Annotated in this window: 16 protein-coding genes; 14 read left to right on the top strand and 2 right to left on the bottom strand. The window is 42.5% G+C overall.

Annotated elements, in window-relative coordinates; genetic code table 11:
- Window positions 1–255 precede the first annotated feature (255 nt).
- Window positions 256–1,170, bottom strand: coding sequence for an ArsR/SmtB family transcription factor (locus IEW05_RS15165; RefSeq protein ID WP_188540197.1), 915 nt, complete (start codon window positions 1,168–1,170; stop codon window positions 256–258).
- A gap of 401 nt (window positions 1,171–1,571) precedes the next feature.
- Here IEW05_RS15165 and arfA point away from each other — a divergent pair, with 401 nt between their 5' ends.
- From arfA to IEW05_RS15105, 12 genes are all read left to right on the top strand, one after another.
- On the top strand, window positions 1,572–3,068 hold the full coding sequence (gene arfA / locus IEW05_RS15160; RefSeq protein ID WP_188540897.1) for an arabinosylfuranosidase ArfA: 1,497 nt from the start codon (window positions 1,572–1,574) through the stop codon (window positions 3,066–3,068).
- Between the two features lie 174 nt (window positions 3,069–3,242).
- Window positions 3,243–4,580, top strand: coding sequence for an ABC transporter substrate-binding protein (locus IEW05_RS15155; RefSeq protein ID WP_188540195.1), 1,338 nt, complete (start codon window positions 3,243–3,245; stop codon window positions 4,578–4,580).
- Window positions 4,581–4,656: 76 nt separating this feature from the next.
- On the top strand, window positions 4,657–5,550 hold the full coding sequence (locus IEW05_RS15150) for a carbohydrate ABC transporter permease (RefSeq protein WP_188540193.1): 894 nt from the start codon (window positions 4,657–4,659) through the stop codon (window positions 5,548–5,550).
- Window positions 5,551–5,552: 2 nt separating this feature from the next.
- Window positions 5,553–6,386: a carbohydrate ABC transporter permease gene (locus IEW05_RS15145; protein WP_188540191.1), complete on the top strand. Its 834-nt coding sequence runs from the start codon at window positions 5,553–5,555 to the stop codon at window positions 6,384–6,386.
- Between the two features lie 43 nt (window positions 6,387–6,429).
- Window positions 6,430–7,911, top strand: coding sequence for an alpha-N-arabinofuranosidase (locus IEW05_RS15140; RefSeq protein ID WP_188540189.1), 1,482 nt, complete (start codon window positions 6,430–6,432; stop codon window positions 7,909–7,911).
- An 18-nt stretch (window positions 7,912–7,929) separates the two neighbouring features.
- Window positions 7,930–8,190 carry a DUF6171 family protein gene (locus IEW05_RS15135; RefSeq protein WP_188540187.1) on the top strand — a complete coding sequence of 87 codons (261 nt, stop codon included), beginning with the start codon at window positions 7,930–7,932 and terminating at the stop codon, window positions 8,188–8,190.
- A 46-nt stretch (window positions 8,191–8,236) separates the two neighbouring features.
- Window positions 8,237–9,205, top strand: coding sequence for a glycoside hydrolase family 43 protein (locus IEW05_RS15130; RefSeq protein ID WP_188540185.1), 969 nt, complete (start codon window positions 8,237–8,239; stop codon window positions 9,203–9,205).
- A 193-nt stretch (window positions 9,206–9,398) separates the two neighbouring features.
- Window positions 9,399–10,490 (top strand): ArsR/SmtB family transcription factor, encoded by a 1,092-nt coding sequence (locus tag IEW05_RS15125; protein WP_194434130.1) that lies wholly within the window; start codon window positions 9,399–9,401, stop codon window positions 10,488–10,490.
- 1 nt (window position 10,491) lies between these two features.
- Complete coding sequence (locus tag IEW05_RS15120) at window positions 10,492–12,294, top strand: ABC transporter ATP-binding protein (RefSeq protein WP_188540181.1); 1,803 nt, start codon at window positions 10,492–10,494, stop codon at window positions 12,292–12,294.
- A complete protein-coding gene (locus IEW05_RS15115; RefSeq protein ID WP_188540179.1) occupies window positions 12,291–14,084 on the top strand; it encodes an ABC transporter ATP-binding protein in 1,794 nt (597 codons plus the stop codon). The genes IEW05_RS15120 and IEW05_RS15115 overlap by 4 nt, the downstream gene beginning before the upstream one ends.
- 217 nt (window positions 14,085–14,301) lie before the next feature.
- The gene (locus IEW05_RS15110; RefSeq protein WP_188540177.1) at window positions 14,302–15,861 is read left to right on the top strand and encodes a response regulator transcription factor; all 1,560 of its coding nucleotides are present in this window, start codon (window positions 14,302–14,304) and stop codon (window positions 15,859–15,861) included.
- Between the two features lie 531 nt (window positions 15,862–16,392).
- Window positions 16,393–19,233 (top strand): glycoside hydrolase family 3 protein, encoded by a 2,841-nt coding sequence (locus IEW05_RS15105; protein WP_188540175.1) that lies wholly within the window; start codon window positions 16,393–16,395, stop codon window positions 19,231–19,233.
- Here IEW05_RS15105 and IEW05_RS15100 read toward each other — a convergent pair.
- Entirely contained in the window at window positions 19,230–20,132 is a 903-nt protein-coding gene (locus IEW05_RS15100; protein WP_188540173.1) for an AraC family transcriptional regulator, read from the bottom strand. The genes IEW05_RS15105 and IEW05_RS15100 overlap by 4 nt on opposite strands.
- Window positions 20,133–20,270: 138 nt before the next feature.
- Here IEW05_RS15100 and yicI point away from each other — a divergent pair, with 138 nt between their 5' ends.
- Together yicI and IEW05_RS15090 are read left to right on the top strand one after the other, a co-directional pair.
- Window positions 20,271–22,589, top strand: a complete 2,319-nt coding sequence (gene yicI / locus IEW05_RS15095) for an alpha-xylosidase (protein WP_188540161.1) — start codon at window positions 20,271–20,273, stop codon at window positions 22,587–22,589.
- 159 nt (window positions 22,590–22,748) lie between these two features.
- Window positions 22,749–24,527: a sensor histidine kinase gene (locus IEW05_RS15090; RefSeq protein WP_188540159.1), complete on the top strand. Its 1,779-nt coding sequence runs from the start codon at window positions 22,749–22,751 to the stop codon at window positions 24,525–24,527.
- The last annotated feature ends 27 nt before the right edge of the window (window positions 24,528–24,554 follow it).

Below are 24,554 nucleotides of genomic sequence, written 5' to 3'. Positions count from 1 at the left end.
TTGTACAAAACTTTATAATACATGGAGGAATTCCATTTAAGGTATTATTTGAAGGTAAGCAATTCACATTAGCTGGAGGTTTTCCTGTTAGTTTAGGAGGACCGTGTGCGGCTGTAGCGAGTAGGGTCCAGTAAACATCGTTATGAACGACAAGAAGTATTGCTATTGCAATGCAGGAGTAGGAGTAAAAGGTTCATATATAAAAACAGGGTCCTCCATTGATTTAGTGGAGGACCCTGTTTCTTTATAATCTTATTACTCATTCACATTATATAGTATACGAGCTAACAGATCTTGGCTGTAGTTACCGAAATTTCTACCGTAAATAGTTAGACCACGTTTATTAATAGGGTTGTCTGTGACTGCGATCCGGAAGGTCAACTCACTCTTATAATCTAATTGGATTTGATCTAAAGTGACATCCGAGATTCGACACCCGTCAATGAAACTACCCTCATTGTTGATACGGATCAGCTTCAGCATCCCATATTGATTCAGGTGAGGTGGCCACCAGTCTGGATTGAAGGTACCTCTCGTATCTCCAAAGTCTCCTGGGCTCGTCCAGAAACCGATCTCAATTCCGTTCACATAGAAATATATGTCTGATGGATAGTTGTCAGCGAAACCAGGGGCCTCTGAGCCAAGCTCCATCGAGAACTGAATCTCGCGGAAAGTTTGGTTAGGCTTAAGATAATTAGGGATGCGATACTCTAGAAATCCATCAGCCAACCAAATAATCTCCGAATCAATTCGTTGTGGATCAGCAAAATACCTAGGATCATCGAAATCACCGATAATACTGTCTTTGGTAGCCAACCCACAGGTGGGAATCGCTTGATAGTTGCTGAAATGTCCAACTTGAATTTCTACCTCATATAAGTTCTCAACTGCTTTGCTGCGGAGATCGACCATGAGTTTATCTTTGTTCAAATAACAAATTTTCTGAATGCCATGTTTGCCAACGGAAGTATTTATCTCAATTAATCCGCTCTCTTCGAGCTTCTTGATGTGCATGGTGATCGCCCCGTTACTAATATTCAATTTCGTGGCGAGATCATTTAAGTTAAGCGCTTGATTCTTGGCTAGTAATTCGAGGATTTGAATTCTTACTTCTGAACTTAATGCTTTGAAAATATCAATACCGCTCATCAAATCCTTAATATAAATCATGTAAGATAACCTTCTTCCAATAGGAAATATGTATTTTGTTTATTTTAGATCATTATAAACCAATCGAGTCACTAAAGGAAGTATCAGATCTAAAAATGTAAAAATTTTTCAAATAATAGTTAAAAATTGTGCAATCTCAAGCATTGTATTCATATAAACCTAAACTTAATTACTGTTATTACCTAAGTTTTCCCTATAAAAGATGAAAAAACGAGCTTTTTCATGTTGAATTCGACTTATGTTTATAAAAATGTGAAATGGTTTATATTTATGTTTACAAGTCGGGTTCTTATATGTTATTTTATACCTGTAAGCGGATTCATTCAATAGTTTTTAAATCAATTCATAATTCTCTGAAATGGAAGGTGATGGATTTGTCGGCAGCAGCACCTAGAGCAAGGATGATCGTAGACAAAGCTTTTAAGATCGCCGAAGTGGATCAACGGATTTATGGTTCGTTTATTGAACATCTGGGACGGGCAGTTTATGGGGGCATTTATGAGCCTACGCATTCCACTGCGGATAACTTCGGTTTCCGCAACGATGTCAAACAACTAGTTAGAGAATTGAATGTACCAATCATACGTTATCCAGGTGGTAATTTCGTATCTGGGTACAATTGGGAGGATGGTGTAGGACCGGTAGACCAGCGGCCCAAACGGTTGGATCTAGCTTGGAGAACGGTAGAACCAAACTTTGTCGGAACCAATGAATTTATGAACTGGGCTAAAGAAGTTGGTTCTGAAGTCATGATGGCTGTTAATCTCGGAACTCGTGGGGTTGATGCGGCAAGAAATCTTCTGGAATATTGCAATCATAAGGGTGGAAGTTATTGGAGTGATTTACGTCGAAGTCATGGATACGAACAACCGCATGGTATCAAAACTTGGTGTCTCGGTAATGAGATGGATGGCCCATGGCAAATCGGGCAGAAGACTCCTCAGGAGTATGGTAGGTTAGCCTATGAGACAGGTAAAGCAATGCGTCTTGTAGATCCAAGTGTTGAACTCGTTTCCTGCGGAAGTTCAAGTACGGGAATGCCAACGTTTCCAGAGTGGGAAGCGATTACGCTCGATCATACTTATGAAGTTGCTGATTATGTTTCCCTTCATCAATATTACGGAAACAGGGACAATGATTCGGCTAACTATTTGGCCCGGACGATGGATATGGAGCATTTTATCCGTACGGTCACAGCTACTTGTGATTACATCAAGGCGAAGAAACGCAGTAAAAAAACGATGTACCTCAGCTTCGACGAATGGAATGTCTGGTATCATTCTAACGATGCCGATACTCAAATCGAACCTTGGAGCGTAGGACCACCGCAATTGGAAGATGTGTATAATTTCGAGGATGCACTGCTCGTGGGAAGTATGCTCATTACGTTCCTACGTCATGCTGATCGAGTGAAGATGGCATGTATGGCTCAATTGGTCAATGTCATCGCTCCAATTATGACGGAGAATGGCGGACGGGCCTGGAAGCAGACGATATTTTATCCATATCTACATACTTCGATTTATGGTCGCGGTGTCTCGCTACAGCCGATCGTAGATTCGCCGGTATACGATGCTCAGGATTATACGGATGTGCCATACCTTGATAGTGCAGTCGTCTATAACGAGGCGGATGAAGAAGTTACTATCTTCGCTGTTAATCGTAATCTGCAAGAATCGCTTGATCTAGAGTGTGATGTTCGTGGTTTTGAGGGGTATCGTCTGGTTGAACATATTGTACTTGAACACGAGGATTTGAAAGCGGTTAATACAGCCGCCGAAGAGAAAGTTAAACCTCATTCTAAAGGAACTGCCATTTGTAAAGATGGATACGTTAATGCGAGATTGTCAAAGGCTTCATGGAATGTGATCCGTTTGAAGAAAGAACATTCAAATTAATGAATAGAACAGCTGATGATAGTTGTTCGATCTCCCGAAATAAGAGGCTTCATAAGCTATACACAACAAGATCACGCTTACAGAATGTTGAACAAATAAGTGGATAGATGTGTGAATTTGACTGTATGCGAAGTGTGTAGATAAAACTAATGAAATTCCAGGGAGGGTTTAAGTATGAAGAAGAATAAAGCATTTATTTTATTAATTATCATGTCCATGATATTAGTGTTATCTGGATGTGGGAAAGCATCAAACTCATCAGCAGGTGGAGAAAAATCGGTCCTTGATGCTGGAGCTGGAGAGAATGCAACGGAATTGTCCTATTGGACATTCGTGGAATTGCATGGACAGCATTTTGAGAAGATGCTTGGAAAATGGAATGCGGCAAATCCTGATCGCCAAATTAAGTTGAATGTTACCGTTATGCCATATGATGATATGCACAATAAATTGTCGATTGCCCTTCAAACGGGTGTAGGTGCTCCTGATATTTCAGATATTGAACTTGGAAAATATCCAGACTTTTTAGCTGGGACGCCACAATTAGAACCGTTAAATGATGTAGTAGAGCAATACAAAGACTCGATCGTTCAATCTCAGTTGGATCTTTATAGCAAAGAAGGAACTGTATACGGGTTGTCCACTCATGTAGGAGCAACTGTTGCATTCTATAACACTGAGATTTTAGACGAAGCAGGAGTCAATTATAAAGATATCGTAACATGGGATGATTTCAAAAAAGCCGGAATTCAAGTATATGAAAAAACCGGAAAATATATGGGAACAGCGGATACAAGTGCAGTATGGCAAGAATCATTACTTCTAGCACAACAAGGAGCAGATCTTACTGATGATGCCGGAAATCCGAAAGTTAACTCCCCAGAAATGATCAAAGCTTTGACGATGTTAAAAGATTTGAAAGACAACAATGTTATTTCTACCATTGCAGGAGGACAGCCAGATACGGAGGAAGCTTATGGTGAATATAACGCTGGAAATTATGTAACTGCATTTATGCCTTTGTGGCAGATGTCCAGATACACAAACTATATGGCTGATTTGTCAGGAAAGATCGCGATCGCTCCCCTACCCGTCTTTGAAAAAGGAATGCCAAGATCATATGGTGGTGGCGGAACTGCGACTGTTGTAACTAAAACGGCCAAAGATATTCAATTGGCGAAAGAATTTATCGCTTATGCCAAATTATCATTGGATGCAAACATTGAAATTTGGAACACACTTGGATTTGACCCGATCAATATGTCTGTTTGGGACATGAAAGATGTAACACATAATCCAGAAAATCAATTCGTGAAGTATTTTGTCAACAATCCATTTGATGTCTTGAATGAAGTGAAAGATGAAATCATGTTGATTAAGTCTACTTCCGCTTCCCCTACAATTAACAATGTTCTTTGCACAGTTACATTGAATGAAATCTTTGAAGATGGTAAGGACGTTACGGAAGCATTAAATGCAGCTCAGGAGCAGATCGTACAAGATCTTAAATAATTTAGAATTAAGATGATAAAATGATGAGCTACTCTGAATTGGGTAGCTCTCTATTTTAAAAAAAAGGAGTAGAGTGATGCTAAAAAAATTCTTATACTCACAAAAGGTCGCTCCTTATGTATTCGTGCTGCCGTTCATCTTGGTTTTCATCATATTTTGGCTCTATCCACTAGGCAATTCATTTTCAATGAGCTTTCAAAAAACCACGCTAGGTCAAGGAGCGCAGTGGATTGGTACGGATAACTACACAAAATTAATGGGCGATGGTGTCTTTTTGAAAGCTGTCACGAACAGCGTGATCTACATGGTCATGACATTGGCCATTCTAATACCGTTTCCTATGTTGTTTGCTGTTTTGATTAATAACAAGTTTATGTGGGGGAGAGAATTCTTCAAATCTACGTTCTTCTTTCCAGCACTGACTTCTGTTGTCGTAGCGGGTACGATTTTTAGACTGATGTTCGGCGAAATGGAAGGGTCTCTGATCAACAGCTTTTTAGGACTGTTTGGAATGGAACCGATGAAATTTTTAAAGGGGCAGTTTACTGGGTATATTGCTCTGATTGCATTGGCGACATGGAGATGGACCGGAGTTAATATGTTGTATTTCTTATCCGGATTACAAAACATCCCAGAAGATTACTACGAAGCTGCTTCGATTGATGGGGCATCCCCTTTTCAAAAATTCACAAGAATCACAATGCCTTTATTAAAACCTACAACGATCTATGTATTAACGATTAGTATTTACGCAGGTTTAGCCATGTTTATCGAGAGTATGATGTTGTGGAATGGTAACAATTCGCCTAAAAATATCGGTCTCACTATTGTCGGTTACTTGTATCGGCAGGGGATTGAGAAGAATAATCTTGGATATGCCGCGGCTGTTGGCATTGTGTTACTAGCCATTACGATGGTAATCAATTTAACACAATTAGCATTCTCGGGCATGTTTAAGAAGGAGGATTAAATATGAATAAGAATATTGCGCTTAAAATAGTCCTCTTCATCTTCTTTGCTATAGTGGGTTTCCTTATACTGGTTCCTTTTTACGCGATTACGATAGCATCATTTAAACCTGGGGCCGATTTGATTCGAAATGGATTAAATTTGAATTTTGATCTTTCAGCTATGAGTTTTAATAATTTCGTTTTTTTGTTTACTGGAGATCATGCCTATTTCACATGGTTTTTTAATTCAGTTCTATTAACAATAGTTCAAGTAACCTTAACGCTATTCGTTAGTGCCACGGTGGCATATGGATTTTCGGCCTATGAATTCAAAGGTAAAAATCTCTTGTTCATCTGTGTATTGCTAATTATGATGGTACCGTTTGAAATTTTGCTGTTACCACTATATACATTAACTAATAATATCGGTCTGATGAATTCATATTCTGCAATAGTTCTACCTGGGATTGCTAGTGCCGCAACGATCTTCTTCTTTAGACAGTATTTAAGAGGAATTCCGAAGGAAATTATTTCTGCAGGCAGAGTAGATGGAGCTTCAGAATATGGCATTTACTTAAAATTAATTTTGCCCGTCATGAAGCCGTCATTTGCTGCTATGGCCATTCTAAACGGGATGAACAGTTGGAATAACTTCCTTTGGCCGTTTATGGTGCTAAGTAGTGGCAGTAAGTTTACGCTCCCTATTGGACTCAAAACATTACTCACTCCTTACGGAAATAATTACGATCTATTGATCGTAGGTTCATTTTTCTCCATCGTCCCTATCTTTATTTTATTCATCGCTTTTCAGAAGTACTTTATTGATGGGATGACGGCTGGTGCGGTGAAAGGTTAAGCGAATTATATAAATATATGAGTGGAGAGCGAGGTCAACTGAAATGGTAGAAATGAAATTGAATGCTCATGAGAAAAAAGGTACGATTAGCCGTTACTTGTACGGTCAATTTGCCGAGCATCTAGGCAGATGCATATACGAAGGGATATGGGTTGGCAAAGATTCACCCATTCCGAATATAGAAGGAATCCGCATCGATGTACTGGAGGCACTCAAGAAATTACATATACCAGTACTTCGCTGGCCGGGTGGCTGTTTTGCGGATGAATATCACTGGATGGATGGCATAGGCCCTGCCTCGGAGCGGGCGCGGATGATCAATAATAATTGGGGCGGAGTGGAGGAAAACAATCATTTCGGCACACATGAATTTTTGCGGCTATGTGAATTGCTTGAGACGGAACCCTATATTAGCGGTAATGTCGGTAGCGGCACGGTACGAGAAATGCAGCAGTGGGTCGAATATATGACCTTCGACGGAGAATCTCCGATGGCTAATCTACGCAAAGAGAATGGCCAGGATAAACCGTGGAGTTTACAATTCTTTGGGGTAGGCAATGAAAACTGGGGTTGCGGCGGGAATATGCGCCCTGAGTATTATGCTGATCTTTACCGACATTACTCAACTTATGTTCGAAATTATGGCGACAACAAAGTGTATAAGATCGCCTGTGGTGCGAATACCGATGATTATCACTGGACAGAAGTGATGATGCGTGAAGCAGGAGGGCTGATGGATGGCCTCAGCTTGCATTATTACACTTTACCAACGGGGAATTGGTTGGGCTCAAAAGGTTCCTCAACGGATTTCGAAACAAACGAGTGGTTTTCAACCATGAAAAATACACTCTATATGGAAGAATTGATCGTCAAACATTCGAAAATTATGGATAAGTATGATCCAGAGGGTAGAGTAGGACTCATTGTCGACGAATGGGGAACTTGGTTTGATGTAGAGCCGGGAACGAACCCTGGGTTTCTATATCAGCAGAATACCCTTCGAGATGCTCTTATTGCAGGGATTAACCTTAATATTTTCCAAAAATATAGCAAGCGCGTGAAGATGGCGAACATCGCTCAGGTTGTGAATGTCTTGCAGGCAATGGTCCTGACCGAAGGAGACAACATGCTTCTAACACCAACCTATCACGTGTTCGAGATGTATAAGGTTCATCAGGATGCTGAATTGCTGGATGTAGCTTTTGAGAGTCCGTTATACACGTATGGTGCACAGTCGATTCCGCAATTAAGTGTGTCAGCATCCATTAATACAGACGGAGCCATTCATTTATCTGCATGTAATTTGCACCATGCGGAGAACACAACCGTTAGCTGTCATATCGATGGAGCTGAAGGCAAGAAGGTTTCAGGTAGAATCCTAACCCATACTTCCTTAAATGAGCACAACACATTTGAACAGCCTGAACGGGTTGCACCGGTTAATTTTGAAGGAGTAACACTGCAGAATGGACATCTTCAATTTGAAATGCCTCCAGCTTCCGTTGTCGTGTTGACATTGGAATAAGGATTGGGGTGAAGGGATATGGAACGACTCGAGGGTTGCAAAGGCTGTACGGATAGCGTCAAGGTATCACCGGAAAAGCTTGAACGGCTAATTGCCATCGCAATGAAGGGCAGAGAGGCAGTGTCTGATCAGGAGTACAATGACAGAATGGATACCTGTTTAAGTTGTCCTGCTCTACAATACGGTACGACTTGCCGCTATTGTGGCTGTCTAGTTGCAGTCAGAGCTCGACTTCAAGATTCCGGCTGCCCCTTTCCTCTAGCCTCGAGATGGAGCTAGCAACTTAGAAATAGTCATTTTTGATGATATCAAAGGAGAAACCAATATGAACATAAATAGAGAATATATTAATCCGCTGGTGGAGCAGCGAGCAGACCCGTGGGTCTACAAACATAGTGATGGTTATTATTACTTTACGGCTTCTGTACCAGAATATGATCGGATTGAGGTTCGCAGGGCCGTTACGCTTGAAGGTTTGAAAGAGGCAGAGACTGTTGTCGCATGGCGGAAATACGAATCCGGGCCGCTAAGCGCCAACATCTGGGCTCCAGAAATCCATTATATTGATGGAAAATGGTACATTTATTTCGCTGCGGCTAGAACCACGGAGACCAAGGAAGGACTTTTTGATCACCGGATGTTTGTGCTGGAGAATGCTTCACCTAATCCACTTGAAGGTGTTTGGGAGGAGAAGGGCCAAATACTTACGCAGTGGGAATCCTTTGCACTGGATGCTACCACGTTTGAGCACCGGGGAGTATTATATTATGTTTGGGCGCAGAAGGACCCCAATATTGAGGGTAACTCCAATCTATATATATCAGAGATGAGCAACCCGTGGACGTTGATTGGGAAACAAGTCATGATCTCTACACCTGAGTACGATTGGGAGATCATCGGTTTCAAAGTCAATGAAGGCGCGGCGATATTGAAGCGGAATGGCCGTATCTTTATGAGTTTTTCCGCTAGTGCTACCGATCATAACTATTGCATGGGGCTCCTAACAGCTAATGAAGACGCTGATTTACTAGATTCACGTTCATGGGTGAAATCTCCGCAACCTGTATTCCAAACGAATGAGGAGACAGGGCAATATGGACCGGGTCATAATAGCTTTACGGTATCCGAGGATGGCCTTGATGTGATGATCTATCATGCACGTAATTATAAAGAAATTACTGGCGATCCACTGTACGACCCTAATCGTCATACTAGAGCGCAGGTTATAGAGTGGAATGAAGATGGCACACCTAACTTCGGCATCCCTGTGAAAGATGGGGTACGAGCATTATAGTTCTATAATTTTATAGTTTGGATTAATCATATAAGGAGCCGATTCTTAACAAGAGTCGGCTCTTTTTGATATGACCGATTGACAACTCGAAATAAAAGGGTTATTTTAACATTAAGTAAAAATTAAATGTTGTGATATTACACTAATATATAGTGAAAACTTAACGGAAGATGGTGAAATAGAAATGAAAGACATGCTTACGAAAAATATATCATTTGCCTACAACGAGGCGCTGGAACTGATTATAGCTATGGGTATGGTTGCTTGTGAAGAACAAATGGAAGAGGTGGCCAAAGAATATAAGTTTGAATTGGACCCACTCGCAACTGACTTCCATCAAGAGGCTAGGGAGCAGCTATCGCCACATGCACTCCGAGAGCTAGAGTTTTTCTTCAAATATAACTTTCTACATAAAGCACTTGATTTTGGTTTCTACTTATCCATCTGTGATTGTCCAAAGATCCAATCTGCTGAAGAATGGATTGCAGAGCTGGATCAGATTCCGGCAGACAAAATTATGGCAGGAATGGTCTATGGTGTGTATCACGATAAGATGGATGAGCTGCTACAAGGACGAGATTGGGAGTATTGGAAGGAAGTTCAGCGAGACCTACCAGCACTTATTGAGTTGGTAAAAGCAACAGAACCACATCCGGAAGTTGCCGGAGCCTTCGAACCACTTCTGGAATGCCTTACCCATCCACTTGAAGCCAAACATCGCTATATGCAGGTGATCCGGCAGTTTTACCAAGATGCATATAAACCTTGGGCGAAACGGATTAAGGATCTGTCGGAGGCATCGGCCCTTCACTATGGTGACTCTTTCAAAGAAGAACCAGAGACTTTTATCCGAGAAACGAACAAGAGTGAGCCGGCACTCTATGATTTACCGACCATTTTTCATATTAGTTTTTTATCACAAGTGTCGAATCATTTGATTTATTCCAATAACGGTCAACATGCCTGGGTTATTTTTGGGATCCATAACGATCGTGTATTTGGACCTGACGCCGATCGTGAGAAGGTAGAGTTATTCTTTAAAGCTCTCTCGGATAAGAGACGAATGGATTTTGTCTCATTATTGCGGGTACAACCTCGGTATGGAGCAGAGCTTGCAGCTGAACTAGGCATTACACCGGCCGCGGTGAATTATCATGCCAACTTCTTGTTCTTTCTGGACCTTTTAGAAATGAAGCGATCGGATCATCGGATGTATTACCACTTGAAGACAGAAAGACTGCGGGAGCTTCTGGCGTTAACGTCCAAAGTCCTGCTGGATGAATAGTATGAAGAGCCACGAAGGGAATAAACCTACTGCATTTGAAACTTTAAAGCGTTTAATTAGCTTAGGCAAGCCCTACTGGGGCCGTTATTTCATTCTTTGTATCATCGTTGCTGTTCTGTCTCTGACTAGTGTTGCCTTAGCAGAATCTTTACGACGGATTGTGAATGCGACGGTCGATGGAAATATGGCGGGACTCATCTCAGGGGGAATTTTTGCGATCGGAGTCGTTGTTGTTGATGGAGCTGGTAATTTCGCCAAAACCTATGTATCCGGTGTCCTGGAATACAAATCGGTAGCTAAACTACAAGCCTCCGTATTATCTAAGCTTATGAAGGTCCGAATGGAGAACTTAGAGCAGCACCACTCGGCGGATTTGATTAGCCGGATCAATGATTCAGCACCAGCGGCACAAATGGGGATAAACGAGAAGACGATTGATATGATCGAAAATATCCTGAAAATCGTTTTTATGCTTACGTATTTAGTATCGCTTCAGTACATGTTGACTTTAGGAACGATCCTCATTTGTGCTACGATTCCTCTAATTATGGTTCCCTTCACGCGTAAGCTTCGAGCTATGCATGAGGAGAGACAGAAAGTTGCAACGGAGCAGCAGACATTTATTCAAGACGCCATTCAGGGAGCAGAAGTAGTACGCTCTTTTTCATTGGCAGGCAAACTGAAGGAACAATTTATGAAGCGTGCTCAGGAGCATCTTCGAATTCATTTCCGGGTTACCCGTGTTGAAGCGGTGGGATATAATTTACCCTTTGCGGTGATTCTTGGTGGTTTGTTATATGTCCTATCATTTGGTGGTTATCTTGTGATCAAAGGTACCCTTGATGTAGGAGCAGTAGCGGCCTTTCTCATTAGCTTTGAGCAAATTTCTCAGCCTGTCGCTCGTCTCTCCAATCTTTGGACTGAATTACAATCCTCTATGGCACAAGGAAATCGTTTGTTTAGCATTCTGGATCTGGAAGAGGAAGGGAGCAGTATACCATCGCAAGATCAGAATTACACCCATGTGAATCAAGACAAATTTCCTTCTATTAAATTTGAGCAAGTAGGCTTCCGTTATGGGGAAGGAGCGGATGTCTTGAAAGGGCTCTCATTAGAGATTAAGTCTGGAAAAGTCACGGCAATTGCGGGTCCTAGTGGTAGCGGTAAAAGCACCATTCTGAACCTATTAATGGCTGCTTATGAACCAAATGAAGGAAGTATATATTGCGGTGATATTTCGCTTCGAGACATTCGTCCCAAGGATTGGCGTAACGAAATTGCTTATGTATCACAAGATCCTTATCTATTCACGGGTACGTTGTTTGAAAATATTGCTTGGGGTAGACTTGGCGCAACCCGGGAGGATGTTATGAATGCTGCACGAGCTGCGGGAATTCATGATTTCATTATGTCGACACTACAGCAGTATGAGACGATTATTGGCGAGCGAGGACTGACCTTGTCTGGTGGTGAACGACAAAGGATGTCTATCGCTAGAGCATTCGTACGTGAACCCAGATTATTGCTATTAGATGAACCAACGGCTGCGCTCGATAGTCATAATGAGGAACTCGTCCAGCAAGCTTTGAAAGAGCTAATGCATGACAGGACAACGGTTGTTGTAGCACATCGTTTGTCGACGATTCGGGATGCTGACCTTATTTATTATCTAGAAAATGGAGAAGTTGTTGAGTCTGGTACTCATAATGAACTGATGATACTAGAAGGAAATTATATGGATATGGTCTCTAAAAGTTTAGATAAGGGCACTCTCCAGTCTCAGAGAGAAGAGGTAGGAGCATGAATACGAGTACTCCAAATCGCCAGTCATTTCGAAATGTGTTAGGGAGACTATTACAATTTGTACGCCCATACCGCATGGGTTTCATTGTCGCCATGATGCTTCTGATTGCGAAGTTAGTCATGGATGTAGGGTTCGCTACCGTTCAGCAGTTATTTATAGATACGATTACGAGTGCAGATATGAGCGCCCTACTACGACTAACGATGATTTGCGGGATCGTATGCTTACTCGTCTTGGTTTGCCTTATGCTGCAACATTACCTTCGGTTCGTTGTCCAGTTCCGCATGGTTTGGGATCTTAGGGCCAGCCTGTTTGATAAAAGTAATCGACTTCCTTTTCGTGTACTTCAATCCATGCATTCGGGGGACCTATCCTCTCGAAACAATAAAGATGCAGATAAGGCTATGGATATGGTAGGTAGTGTTGTATACGATCTGGCATATAACATTCTACTATGTTTTGTCTCCTTTCTATATTTGGCCCGTATGGACATATGGATCTCGCTGCTCGCGCTAGGCTCAGGCCCAGTCGTGTTTCTTTCAGGACGTTTCTTCGATCGAAGATTAAGAGTTTTATCAGGTGATATCCTGATGAAGGAAGCAGAACTTCGAGCGTTATTGCAGGAAGTACTGCAAGGTATGAAGGTCGTTCGGGCGTTTGGTTTGGAAGGTCCTCTACTGAATCGATATGTAGAGAAACGTGAACAACTAAATGTACTTCAACGTAAAAGAACGATACTTTCTGGTCTTCTATGGCAAACGTCTGCCTTTGTTAATAATACCGTAATGGTTGCTTGTGCAGGGTTGATTGCTTATTCTTCCCTACATGGGGGCACGACGGCAGGTGGGGTGCTGGCATTCATTATACTTATGGGTCGGGTACAGTGGCCTTTTGTCCATATGTCGCAAACATGGGGGGGAGTACAAGAGTCACTTGGAGCATCGGATCGTGTATTCGCTGTCCTAGATATGCCAAGCGAGCGTGAGGAGAAGTCTCCTGAGGCGGCTGAATCCCACCTACTTTCTGACAAAGAGGCTTTAAGTATGAATCATGTTTACTTCAATCATCGTTCAAGTGACGGAGTAGATACCCCATTATTTAAAGGGCTTAACTTACGCGTTGTTCCTGGGGAGACAGTTGCGGTAGTAGGGCCAAGTGGTTCAGGTAAGTCAACATTAATCAGGTTATGCTGTGGATTATATGAACCGGATCAAGGAAGTGTATCCCTGTTTGGTTCTCCTCTTCATGAACACCTGGAGAGTACTCGTGAATTTACGACTTATGTCCCACAAATCCCTTACCTCTTCTCGGGTACAATACGTGATAATCTTATCTTTGGCGCTGACGGAGCGACTGATGAAGAAATAATAGAAGCGGCAAGGCTTGCAGGGGCCGAAGAATTTATTGCTAAGTTACCTGATGGATACGACACGGTACTCGGGGAACATGGGTCTACTCTATCAGGAGGACAACGTCAACGATTGGCTATTGCGCGCGCTTTCCTACGTAAGGCCCCGCTGCTATTATTAGATGAAGCAACATCAGCATTAGACAACGAATCGGAAGAGCTTGTGCAACATTCGTTAGACCTGCTCATGCGCGAACGGACGACTGTAGTCATTGCACATCGATTGTCTACGGTACGGAATGCCTCTAGAATTATCGTGTTAGATCGAGGAGAAATCGTTGAAGAAGGTACCCATGATGACCTAATGGAACAAGAAGGTATGTACGCGGGGCTATATCGGATACAGTTTCAAGAAAAGGATAAGGTGCAGGAAACTGCGTAGATAGTTACAGCTCTCCTGGTAATGAAACATTAACCAAGGAGAGCTGTGTTCGTACTTAATACATCAAAATAGTGCAACAAATGAACAAGATAATGTTTGTTAGAAAATGGTGGTGCGGTATAATTAATGTGAAAACGCTTTATTATGAACTTTATTTGCACAATGTGTCGCTGGAATGTAGGTAGGATCAAAATTTTTCCGGCAGGAGGAATATCAAATGATAAAAGTGCTGATAGTTGATGATGAGCCAAAACTAAGAGAAGGATTAAAGGCTTTTATCGATTGGGATTCTCTTGGCTATACCGTTGTGGATACGGCGGCGAACGGAAACGAAGCCTTAATTAAATATGATTTGCATGTCCCTGATTTGGTGTTAGCTGATATCCGTATGCCCGGAATGGACGGTCTGAAGCTGATTCAAAAACTACGGGAGATCGATGAACATTTACACATATTGATCTTAAGTGGTTACGCTGATTTTGACTATGCCAAACAAGCCATTGCTCACCAGGTTGATGGTTATCTACTAAAACCGGTGGATGAAGATGAGCTAATCACTTATTTAAAAGATATAAAACAACAAATTGATAGCGAAAAAATATCTGAGCAATGGAAACATGTCACTAAAGTATGGACACGCGAAGCACTAATTCAATCGGTATTAACAGAAACCTCCAATGAGGGAGAGGACTCCACTATTCTTAATAAGAAAGCGGAGGAACTAGGGTTAGTATGGAGAAACTATCAGGTGTTGTTGATTTCCGTGCACCCTCAAGATGAAAGTGATACGAAGCTTTCAGCGTTGCTCAAGAGAAAGCTCATGGATAAGTTCGAGGATACAGGACGCGGTTGGGTGTTCTATATCCATGCACAGATCGGTATATTATTGAAGGAACCCCTTCTTAGTGTGGAATTGGATCAACTCTACAAATGGATTGATTCCCAATTGATTGATTTTGGGGTTTATTTCAGCGTTGCATTGGGACGCAAAGTGAGTACTTTACATGAGATTGGTCAGTCCTACGTGGACGCACGAGAGCTGATTAAACATCATTTTTTTTTAGATAATGGGAACGTATTGTGCTTGGATTCATCCAATATAGAATGCAATAGCGAGGATTCTGGCGAGTTACATACTCATTCACTGAGTGATCAAATCTATTACGCGATTGACATCGGAAATCTGGAGACGATGAAATCGCTAGTGCGCCGAACGGGGAAGTTCTTTGTTTCAGAGGGCTATAGTGAATTGGAGATTAAACGTCGTTTCTCAGAGATATTGACCTCTATTCTTAATAAAGCGTCGAAACAGTATCCTGAACTCCAGGATCGTAGCATAGAGTATGGTGATTATCTGGCTGAAATTTATCAAGTGCGGACCATTCAAGGATTGTTTGAAAAGATAGATTTCTTCCTGATGCAAATGATGAGTCATTTGAGTGACGGTGGCTCGCACCGCGAAGTGAAAATCATGCTCGATCTCATTCATCGAAACTTCGGTGATAACCTTAAGCTGGAGACGTTGTCAGGTGTCTTTAATTATAACAGTGCTTATTTAGGGAAATTGTTCAAGAATGAGACAGGGGAATACTTCAATACTTACCTCGATAAAGTGCGGATTGAGAAAGCCAAAGGCTTCTTGGAAGAGGGCTACAAAGTATATCAAGTAGCTGAGAAAGTAGGCTATACGAATGTGGATTATTTCCACAGCAAATTCAGGAAATATGTAGGAACGTCACCTTCAGCATATCGAAAAGAAGTTGTAGGGCACGTTTAAAGTTGTTGAGGATTTTAATAGGGTATCCCAAAAAGTCATAAGATGGCTGGGGATGCCCTTTATTTATTTGTCTGCTGTAAAAGGAGGCTCATCCTTGAATCGGTGTTTGACAAAAAAACCGCGTATCAGTGGAGTTTTGGAGGAATGTGGACAAGCGGATCGTTCGCCTTTAAATGAGAATTTCAACCACTACAACCATATAATCTAGGAAATTCTCATTTAACAGCGATGGTAACATCCTCCAAAACGTAACGTTACTTCCCGTTTTATTTTGTCAGGCACCGATTTTGGTTTTGAGCCTAAATGGAATAATAATAAATTTGGAGACAACAGCGATTGAAACAGCATTTCGTACACGTAGCGTCCACAGCTAGCACTCATTTAAGTTCTTGTTCTGTTTTTTCTATATTTTTATATGAAAATAGGACTAATTATCGGTGTAGGAAGGCTGCTGTTGGCACGCTATGATAATCTTGGGTGAATTTTAATAGCGCTTACAAAATTATAACTATAATGAGATGAGGTATTTATATGACGGATGCGAATAACAATTATCCTTATCAGAATCACAACTTACCGCTAGAAGATCGAGTGAATGATTTGATCTCTCGTTTTACACTGGAAGAAAAAATAGAGTTAATGTGTCAATATCAGGCCGAAATTCCTAGGCTAGGTGTGAAGAAATACAAACACGGTACAGAGGGCGCTCATGGCATTGCCTGGCTTGGTGAAGCTACTGTCTTCCCACAGAATACAGGACTCGCGTGTACTTGGAATCCTGAGCTTATGCACAACATCGGTTCGGTGATCGGTGATGAAGCGCGGATATACTTCCAGCGTGATCCGGCTATCAATGGACTCACTGTTTGGGCACCAACCGTAGATATGGAGCGTGATCCACGTTGGGGGCGGACAGAAGAAGCTTATGGCGAGGACCCTCATTTAACAGGGAGATTGTCAACTGAGCTTGTGAAAGGCATGCAAGGAGATCATCCGTTTTACTACAAAACGGTTGCTACTTTGAAGCATTTCTACGGGAACAACAATGAAATCGACCGGGGAAGCGCTTCAGTAAGTATCGATCCACGGAATAAGTGGGAGTATTACTTGAAGGCATTCGAGCCAGCATTTCGCGAGGGCGGAGCCGGATCGATGATGACGGCTTATAACGGAATCAACGGAACACCTTGTAACCTGAACCATGAAGTGAACGAGATCGTTAAGGGCAGATGGGGCATGGATGGATTTGTGGTTGGTGATGCAGGGGACGTACTTGGAACCGTTATGGATCACGGCTATTTACAGTCTTATGCAGAAGCGGTTGCGGGCTCGATCAAAGCAGGGATAGACAGTATTACGGATGATCAGGATATTTCTTTGCGGGCCATTCGTGATGCACTAGAGCAGGGTTTACTAGAAGAAGGAGATTTGGATCACGCGTTACGCAATACATTTCGTGTGCGTTTCCGGCTTGGTGAATTTGATCCTGCTGAGGTTAATCCTTATAGTCATGTGCCTGAATCCAAACTTTGTGCTCCTGAACATGCAGCAATGTCATTAACAGCAGCACGCGAATCGATCGTGTTATTAAAAAATGACGGCTTATTGCCGTTACGACATGAGGCTTCACCTGTAGCTGTAATTGGTCCGTTGGCAGATGAAGCGCTCACAGATTGGTATAGCGGTACGCCAGCATACCGAGTGACTCCGCTTCAGGGAATTAAGCAGAAAGTAGATGAGAAGTCAGTTCATTTCAACAGTGGGCTGGATTGCATTATTATTCGGTCCAAGGCAACCGGTAAGTATGTAGGCATATCAGGTTCTGGCGAAAAAGCGGCACTTATAGCTGATCGACTGGATATTCAAGACGCAGAGGTTTTTGAACGAACTGATTGGGGTTGGGGAAGTGTAACATTACGGTCATTAAGTCTAGGAAAGTTCGTTACGGAGACTGATGAAGGTGATTTGACTGCAACCGCTGAGTATGCCAAAGGTTGGTTTGTTAAAGAAGTCTTTGGGTTTGATGAGTCTAATAACGGTTCCTTCTCTATGAAATCTTGGGAAGGCAAGCCTATTGTTCTGAATGAGGAGCAACAATTGATTAGGGGCGGAGAAAGTGTAACCTCAGTGGCTACTGAAAATGAGTTCATTATAGAAGTGGTCCAAGACGGAATAAGGGAAGCGGTTCAAGCGGCAAAATCTTCGGAGCATGCTATCGTGATCGTCGGGAATAATCCCTTCATTAATGGTAAGGAGACGACGGACCGCCCTGACATTACGCTTCCTAGTTACCAACAGAAACTGATTCGGGCCGTATATGAAGCTAATCCGAATACAGTGGTTGTGATTGTTGGCAGCTACCCATTTGCAGTGAATTGGGAGAATGAGCATATTCCTTCTATTATATATACGTCACATGCAGGCCAAGAGCTGGGTCACGCGGTGGCTGATGTGTTATTTGGAGATTACAACCCGGCCGGAAGATTGAACATGACTTGGTATAAGTCGGTGTCGCAGCTCCCAGATCTGATGGATTACGATATTATCAAGGGCAAGAGAACCTATCAATATTTTGACGGAGAAGTACTATATCCATTTGGTCACGGCTTAAGTTATAGCAGTTTTCAATATAGTGGAGTGTCGCTGGATCGAACTTTGATTAACTCTGATGAGAGTGTAGAGGTGTCTGTAAACGTAAGGAATGCAAGTAAGTTAGCTGGAGATGAAGTAGTTCAGTTGTATGTTAGTGCGGATGCTTCACGAGTAGAACGGCCGCGAAAGACACTGAGAGGGTTTAGACGTTTGCATCTCCAAGCTGGAGAAGAAGAAACCGTAGTATTCGAGTTAAAAGCTTCAGATCTGGAATTTTGGGATGTAACTAGGGGTAGATATTGTGTTGAGAGTGGAAACTATACTTTGATGCTAGGCAGTTCTTCTAAGGATATTACTGCGAAGACTACATTGAGTGTTGAGGGGGAAGTCATTCCACCACGTTATTTGGGCGATGAAGTTAGAGCTGTTAATTACGACGATTATCATCAGGTCTATATCGATGAATGCCGTGAGGGTGGAGAAAGTGTACGTACGGTGAACGGTGAAGGCTGGATTTCATTCCATGATGTTGATTTTGGAAACGGGGCATCTAAGTTTGAGGCAAGAGTATCAGGGCATATCCCTGGTGGAGAAATAATCATCACTTTGGATGTAAATGACCACAAAGGTCAAACGGTTGGAAAGTGCATCGTTCCACCTACAGGTGGACGTCAGGCCTGGACGACGGTATCCCTCCCTGTGGAGGGATTGTCCGGTCGGCACAATGTCTTTTTGACGCTAAATGGTGAAGTTCAAATAAGTTGGTTCCGTTTGGTCTAGATGTGCACTTGTTCTAATAAATTTTTGCGGAATTCGGAAGGCGATGAATTCATCGTTTTTCGGAATACACGAATGAAATAACTGATGTTGTCGTAGCCTACTTCTAATGCAATATCGGAGATTTTCTTGTCAGGTTGTCTTAATAGTTCGACAGCCTGACGGATCCGATAGGCATTGATATAATCGATCGGCGTTTGCCGTGTCATCGATTTGAAGAATCGGCAGAACTGGCCTTCGCTCATCGGAATAAGGTCTGCAAGCTCTGAAAGTCGGATTGGATGTTCATAATTTTGCTGGATATAGAGGATAACCGTCTTGAGTCGTTCAATCTTCGAGGACTGAATTCGATTGTTGGAAATACGATTACAGGAAATTTGCTGACGGGTAATCTCGGATAGCATCAAATAGAGGTGTCCTTTGACTGCACCTTCAAATCCAGGAAACTCCTCTTGGCAATTGGTCATGATCGTTGCAATGTGATCGAGAAGCGAAAGCTCATAATCATGTTCACGCTTGATGTGTCTAGGAAAGGTTGACTTACGCTCCTGAAGAGGAAGTACCAAATTTTCCTGAACAGCATCATAATGTGCACTTGATAAGAAGTTACTGTCGAATACAAAAGAAAAGAAAGAGCAACCTTCATTTCCGAGGGGATGAGCCGCATGGATGTCACCGCCATCAATAAACACGGCTTCTCCGGCGTGAACGGGGAAGTAGTCTGTATCGACTTGAAATAGCGTCTCGCCTTCAATGCAGTAGAAGAACTCAGCTTCATCGTGCCAATGACAGTCAAACACCTGTTCTTCCGGCCTTAAATTGAGCCAGTAGTTGCCAAACGGGAGACGCTCGTCTCCATGATTACGGCTTTCTTTTAAAGAACGGCGAGTAGCTTGATCCAATTCATTCACCTCATCAATATTGTGTTATAAAAACATGTAATTATGTTAGTTTTAGATTATTGTAATCAGTATAATGCAAGTATAAGACGAATTGATCATTATCACAACATGAGAAAATTTGAAAGGTGGATTTTATATATGAAATTTACTGATGGAAACTGGATGATTCGCGACGAGTACACTCTTCTAAGCGCTGTTCAACCTCATGATGTTACCGTTCAGGATCATACGCTAACAGCTTATGTATCTGGAACGCCTCTTCATGGAAGAGCAGATACGATAAATGGAACTTTGCTTACAGTGCAATTTCATTCTCCGGCGCCAGGCGTCATTGGCGTTAAGATGATTCATTTTGCCGGCGTGATTGATCACGGTCCAGCATTTGAATTGACACAAGGTGGCGAGCATGTCGAAATAACGGAGAACGATGAATATGCTGAGATGAAGACCGGTGATCTAAGTGTGCGTATCTCTAAAGGAACACATTGGTCCGTCGATTTCTTCCGTGGAACAGAGCGGATTACGGGCAGTGGTTTCAAATCGATGGCACATGTGACGGAAACGGGCGGTAACACTTACATGCGCGAAGAATTGGATCTTAGCGTGGGTGAGTTGGTATATGGCCTAGGAGAACGTTTTACTTCCTTTACGAAAAATGGACAAATCGTTGATATTTGGAATAAGGATGGCGGTACAAGCTCCGAGCAATCGTACAAAAATATTCCTTTCTATATAACAAACAAAGGTTATGGTGTTTTTGTAAATGATCCGGGCGCGGTATCCTTTGAAGTTGCCTCTGAAAAAGTAAAGAAAGTACAATTCAGTGTGCCAGGTGAATCATTAGAGTACTTCATTATCGATGGACCAGAGCCAAAGGATGTACTAAATAAATATACAGGTCTAACAGGTAAACCTTCACTACCACCAGCGTGGACATTTGGTCTGTGGCTATCGACTTCGTTCACAACAAATTATGATGAAGCTACAGTAAACTCATTTGTAGATGGGATGGCTGAAAGAAATCTTCCGCTACATGTGTTCCATTTCGACTGCTTCTGGATGCGAGAATTCCAATGGACAGATTTCAAATGGGACGAGAAAGTGTTCCCAGATCCGGTTGGAATGCTATCACGCCTGAAAGCGAAAGGTCTTAAGATTTGTGTCTGGATCAATCCATATATTGCTCAACGCTCCCGGATGTTTGAAGAGGGGAAACGTCATGGATATTTCGTGAAAAAAGCAAATGGCGACGTATGGCAATGGAACATGTGGCAACCAGGCATGGCGCTAGTTGATTTCACTAATCCGGCTGCATGTGAATGGTTTGGTGGATATTTACGTGAACTAGTTGATATGGGCGTTGATAGCTTCAAGACTGACTTTGGTGAAAGAATTCCAACAGATGTTGTCTATCATGATGGATCTGATCCAGTTAAGATGCACAACTACTATACGTATCTGTACAATAAGGTTGTCTTTGAGGTATTAGAGGAAAAAATCGGTAAGCATGAGGCGGCATTGTTTGCCCGTTCCGCTACCGTAGGCGGACAGAAATTCCCGGTACACTGGGGAGGAGACTGTTACGCAGATTATGAATCGATGGCAGAAAGCCTGAGAGGTGGATTGTCTCTTGGTTTGGCTGGATTTGGATTCTGGAGTCACGATATCGGCGGCTTCGAGAACACGGCACCAGCTCATGTATTTAAACGTTGGCTTGCATTTGGACTATTGTCTAGCCACAGCCGTCTGCATGGTAGCACATCCTATCGAGTACCTTGGGCATATGATGAGGAAGCCGTTGATGTTACAAGATTGTTCACGAAGCTCAAATGTAGCCTAATGCCATATCTATATGACACTGCTGTGCAAGCGACTGAGCAAGGGATTCCGACGATGCGCGCCATGTTGCTGGAGTTCCCTAACGATCCGGCAACGGAATCGTTAGATCGTCAATATATGTTAGGTGATTCCATACTTGTTGCCCCTGTATTTAGTGAACAAGGAGATGTCACATACTTCTTGCCAGAAGGACAATGGACTCACCTTCTGACTGGTGAGACAGTAGTAGGAGGCAAATGGCGCAAAGAGAATTATGATTTCTTGAGCTTGCCATTGTTCGTTCGTGAGAATTCGATTCTTGCTGTAGGAGCGAATGACTCGCGTCCTGATTATGATTTCGCTGATCAAGTTGAATTGAAATTGTTCCAGCTTCAAGATGGAGCTTCTGTAACCCGTAAGGTTCGGAATGTGAAGGGGGAAACAGAGCTGGAAGTTAGCGTTACTCGTGAGGGTTCCCATGTGACTCTTCGCGCTGAAGGTGCAGGCAAACCGTTTAAGGTATCGCTACATGGTACCGAATCCATCGCTTCTGTACAAGGTGCTAACCTATCTGAACATGGATTAATCGAAGTTGCTCCGTTCACAGGAACAATCGAGCTTCAAATATCGCTGAAATAAATGTGATTGCCCTGTCAGGACAAGTAATCTAATATACTACTATACCGTGCAAAACGGTGCCCGAATATCCCCTCTGCTTAGGTAAGGGGATATTTCGCTTTTTCAGAAAATGATGGTGCGGTATAAGAGTAAGGTTAGAGGTAAGGGGGAGGCTTCAAAATGTTCAAACGAATGATAAGGAGAACGAACAATCTTAAGCTGAAGCATAAGCTGATCATCAGTTATATCCTAGTCGTGATGATCCCGGTAATGATTGTGGGTGGCGGGGTTGTGAATTATTTTCGTGACCAAGCTATGGACCGTGCCATTGATCAGACAAAGAATAACGTAGAGAAAATCAAAACTCAGCTTGGAAATATGCTGCGTATCCCGATGGATGTCTCGAATACCTTAATGCTGGATAAGGATCTGGAGAGGATGGTTACCACACGTTATGAGAGTGTGCTCGAACTGACAAAGGCTTATTTGGAGTATGATGAGTTTCCACGTTTTAAACGTACCTATAGAGAAATAGCCGGAGTCCGATTCTATTACGAGAATCCGACTTTGATTAATAACACGGAACTCATTCCCATAGATGATCAAACGAAAGAAACGCCATGGTACCAACAAGCGATGAAAACGAAAAACGTGATCTGGGCTTATATCAATGATGATGAAATCATTCCCATACAAAAGCTCAGTCTGGTGAGACAAATGCCATTTCCTGCCCGCCGAACAAGCGGAATATTAATCGTGTCGCTAGATCAAGAAGAGCTCAATCGGATGCTGCGTCAGGAACCGTTTGAAACTTTGATTGCCGATGATCAAGGATATGTAGTGGCCGCAAAAAATCCTGCGTTCGTTGGCAAGACGCTCGAAACACTTGACTATGGAATTGATTTAAGCCAACAGGAGAATGGAAGCCACAAGGTAAAAATTAATGGAGAAAACTCCTATATGATCGTGGATGAGCTTGTTCCTGATGCTAGCATTAACGGATTAAAAATTGTTTCGGTCTTCAGTACGAATGATATTGTTGAAGATGCTAATCGAGTCAGCCTGATCGGACTCATCATTATTTTACTTGTACTTTTATTCGCTTTGGCTTTTGTATCTATAGTCTCTTTCCTCACAACCAACCGGTTGCTACGAATGAGCAGACATTTGAATCGGCTGGCCCTTGGAGATCTGAATGTTGTATCCAGGATCGATGGCAATGATGAGATCGGACAATTATCTCGGCAGTTCAACTATATGGTCGAAAGTATCCGTAAGTTAATGAATCAAGTTGTAGAGAAAACCGAACAGAATACAGCTCTGGAGTTGGCCCAGCGTGAAATTAAACTGAAGATGATGGCCAGTCAGATCAATCCGCATTTTCTATTTAATGCCTTGGAGTCTATTCGGATGAATGCCCACCTAAAAGGGGAGAAGGAGATTGCGAATGTCGTCCGATTGCTGGGACAATTAATGCGCAAAAATCTGGAGGTAGGCAGGGAGAAGACATCGCTCAAGGAAGAGCTGGAAATGGTGCGATCCTATCTACAGATTCAGAAGTTCCGTTACGAGGACCGACTGCATTATGAACTAAATATCGATCTGGGATCAGATCAAATTCGGATTCCCCCACTGATTATCCAACCTTTGGCTGAAAATGCGGTAGTCCATGGGGTGGAGGATAAAGAAGATGGAGTGGAAGTAACAATAGATATTCAGCATAAGGGAGAAGTCGTGGAAGTCAGGGTTCGGGATAACGGTCTGGGCATGTCACCTGAGCGGCTTGCTGAGGTTATGCATTCCGTTTCAAGCCCGGATGAACTAGGGAACAATCGGATTGGGCTGCGCAATGTCCATCAAAGACTCGTCTTATCCTACGGTGAGGAGCATGGCCTGAATATCAGCAGTGAATATGGTAAGGGGACGGAAATTCTGTTTACGATTCCAGTCAATGTCTAATTATTATATGGTTTTCTCTAAAATCTA

The sequence above is a fragment of the Paenibacillus segetis genome (assembly GCF_014639155.1).
Taxonomy (GTDB): domain Bacteria; phylum Bacillota; class Bacilli; order Paenibacillales; family Paenibacillaceae; genus Fontibacillus; species Fontibacillus segetis.
This window is presented reverse-complemented; position numbering and strand designations above follow the sequence as displayed.

Coding starts and splice junctions, on each gene's coding strand:
- arfA (WP_188540897.1), top strand. CDS start 1,572: ATGATCGTAGACAAAGCTTTTAAGATCGCCGAAGTGGATCAACGGATT.
- IEW05_RS15110 (WP_188540177.1), top strand. CDS start 14,302: ATGATAAAAGTGCTGATAGTTGATGATGAGCCAAAACTAAGAGAAGGA.
- IEW05_RS15165 (WP_188540197.1), bottom strand. CDS start 1,170: ATGATTTATATTAAGGATTTGATGAGCGGTATTGATATTTTCAAAGCA.
- IEW05_RS15125 (WP_194434130.1), top strand. CDS start 9,399: ATGCTTACGAAAAATATATCATTTGCCTACAACGAGGCGCTGGAACTG.
- IEW05_RS15145 (WP_188540191.1), top strand. CDS start 5,553: ATGAATAAGAATATTGCGCTTAAAATAGTCCTCTTCATCTTCTTTGCT.
- IEW05_RS15120 (WP_188540181.1), top strand. CDS start 10,492: ATGAAGAGCCACGAAGGGAATAAACCTACTGCATTTGAAACTTTAAAG.
- IEW05_RS15140 (WP_188540189.1), top strand. CDS start 6,430: ATGGTAGAAATGAAATTGAATGCTCATGAGAAAAAAGGTACGATTAGC.
- IEW05_RS15105 (WP_188540175.1), top strand. CDS start 16,393: ATGACGGATGCGAATAACAATTATCCTTATCAGAATCACAACTTACCG.
- IEW05_RS15130 (WP_188540185.1), top strand. CDS start 8,237: ATGAACATAAATAGAGAATATATTAATCCGCTGGTGGAGCAGCGAGCA.
- IEW05_RS15090 (WP_188540159.1), top strand. CDS start 22,749: ATGTTCAAACGAATGATAAGGAGAACGAACAATCTTAAGCTGAAGCAT.
- IEW05_RS15135 (WP_188540187.1), top strand. CDS start 7,930: ATGGAACGACTCGAGGGTTGCAAAGGCTGTACGGATAGCGTCAAGGTA.
- IEW05_RS15155 (WP_188540195.1), top strand. CDS start 3,243: ATGAAGAAGAATAAAGCATTTATTTTATTAATTATCATGTCCATGATA.
- IEW05_RS15115 (WP_188540179.1), top strand. CDS start 12,291: ATGAATACGAGTACTCCAAATCGCCAGTCATTTCGAAATGTGTTAGGG.
- yicI (WP_188540161.1), top strand. CDS start 20,271: ATGAAATTTACTGATGGAAACTGGATGATTCGCGACGAGTACACTCTT.
- IEW05_RS15150 (WP_188540193.1), top strand. CDS start 4,657: ATGCTAAAAAAATTCTTATACTCACAAAAGGTCGCTCCTTATGTATTC.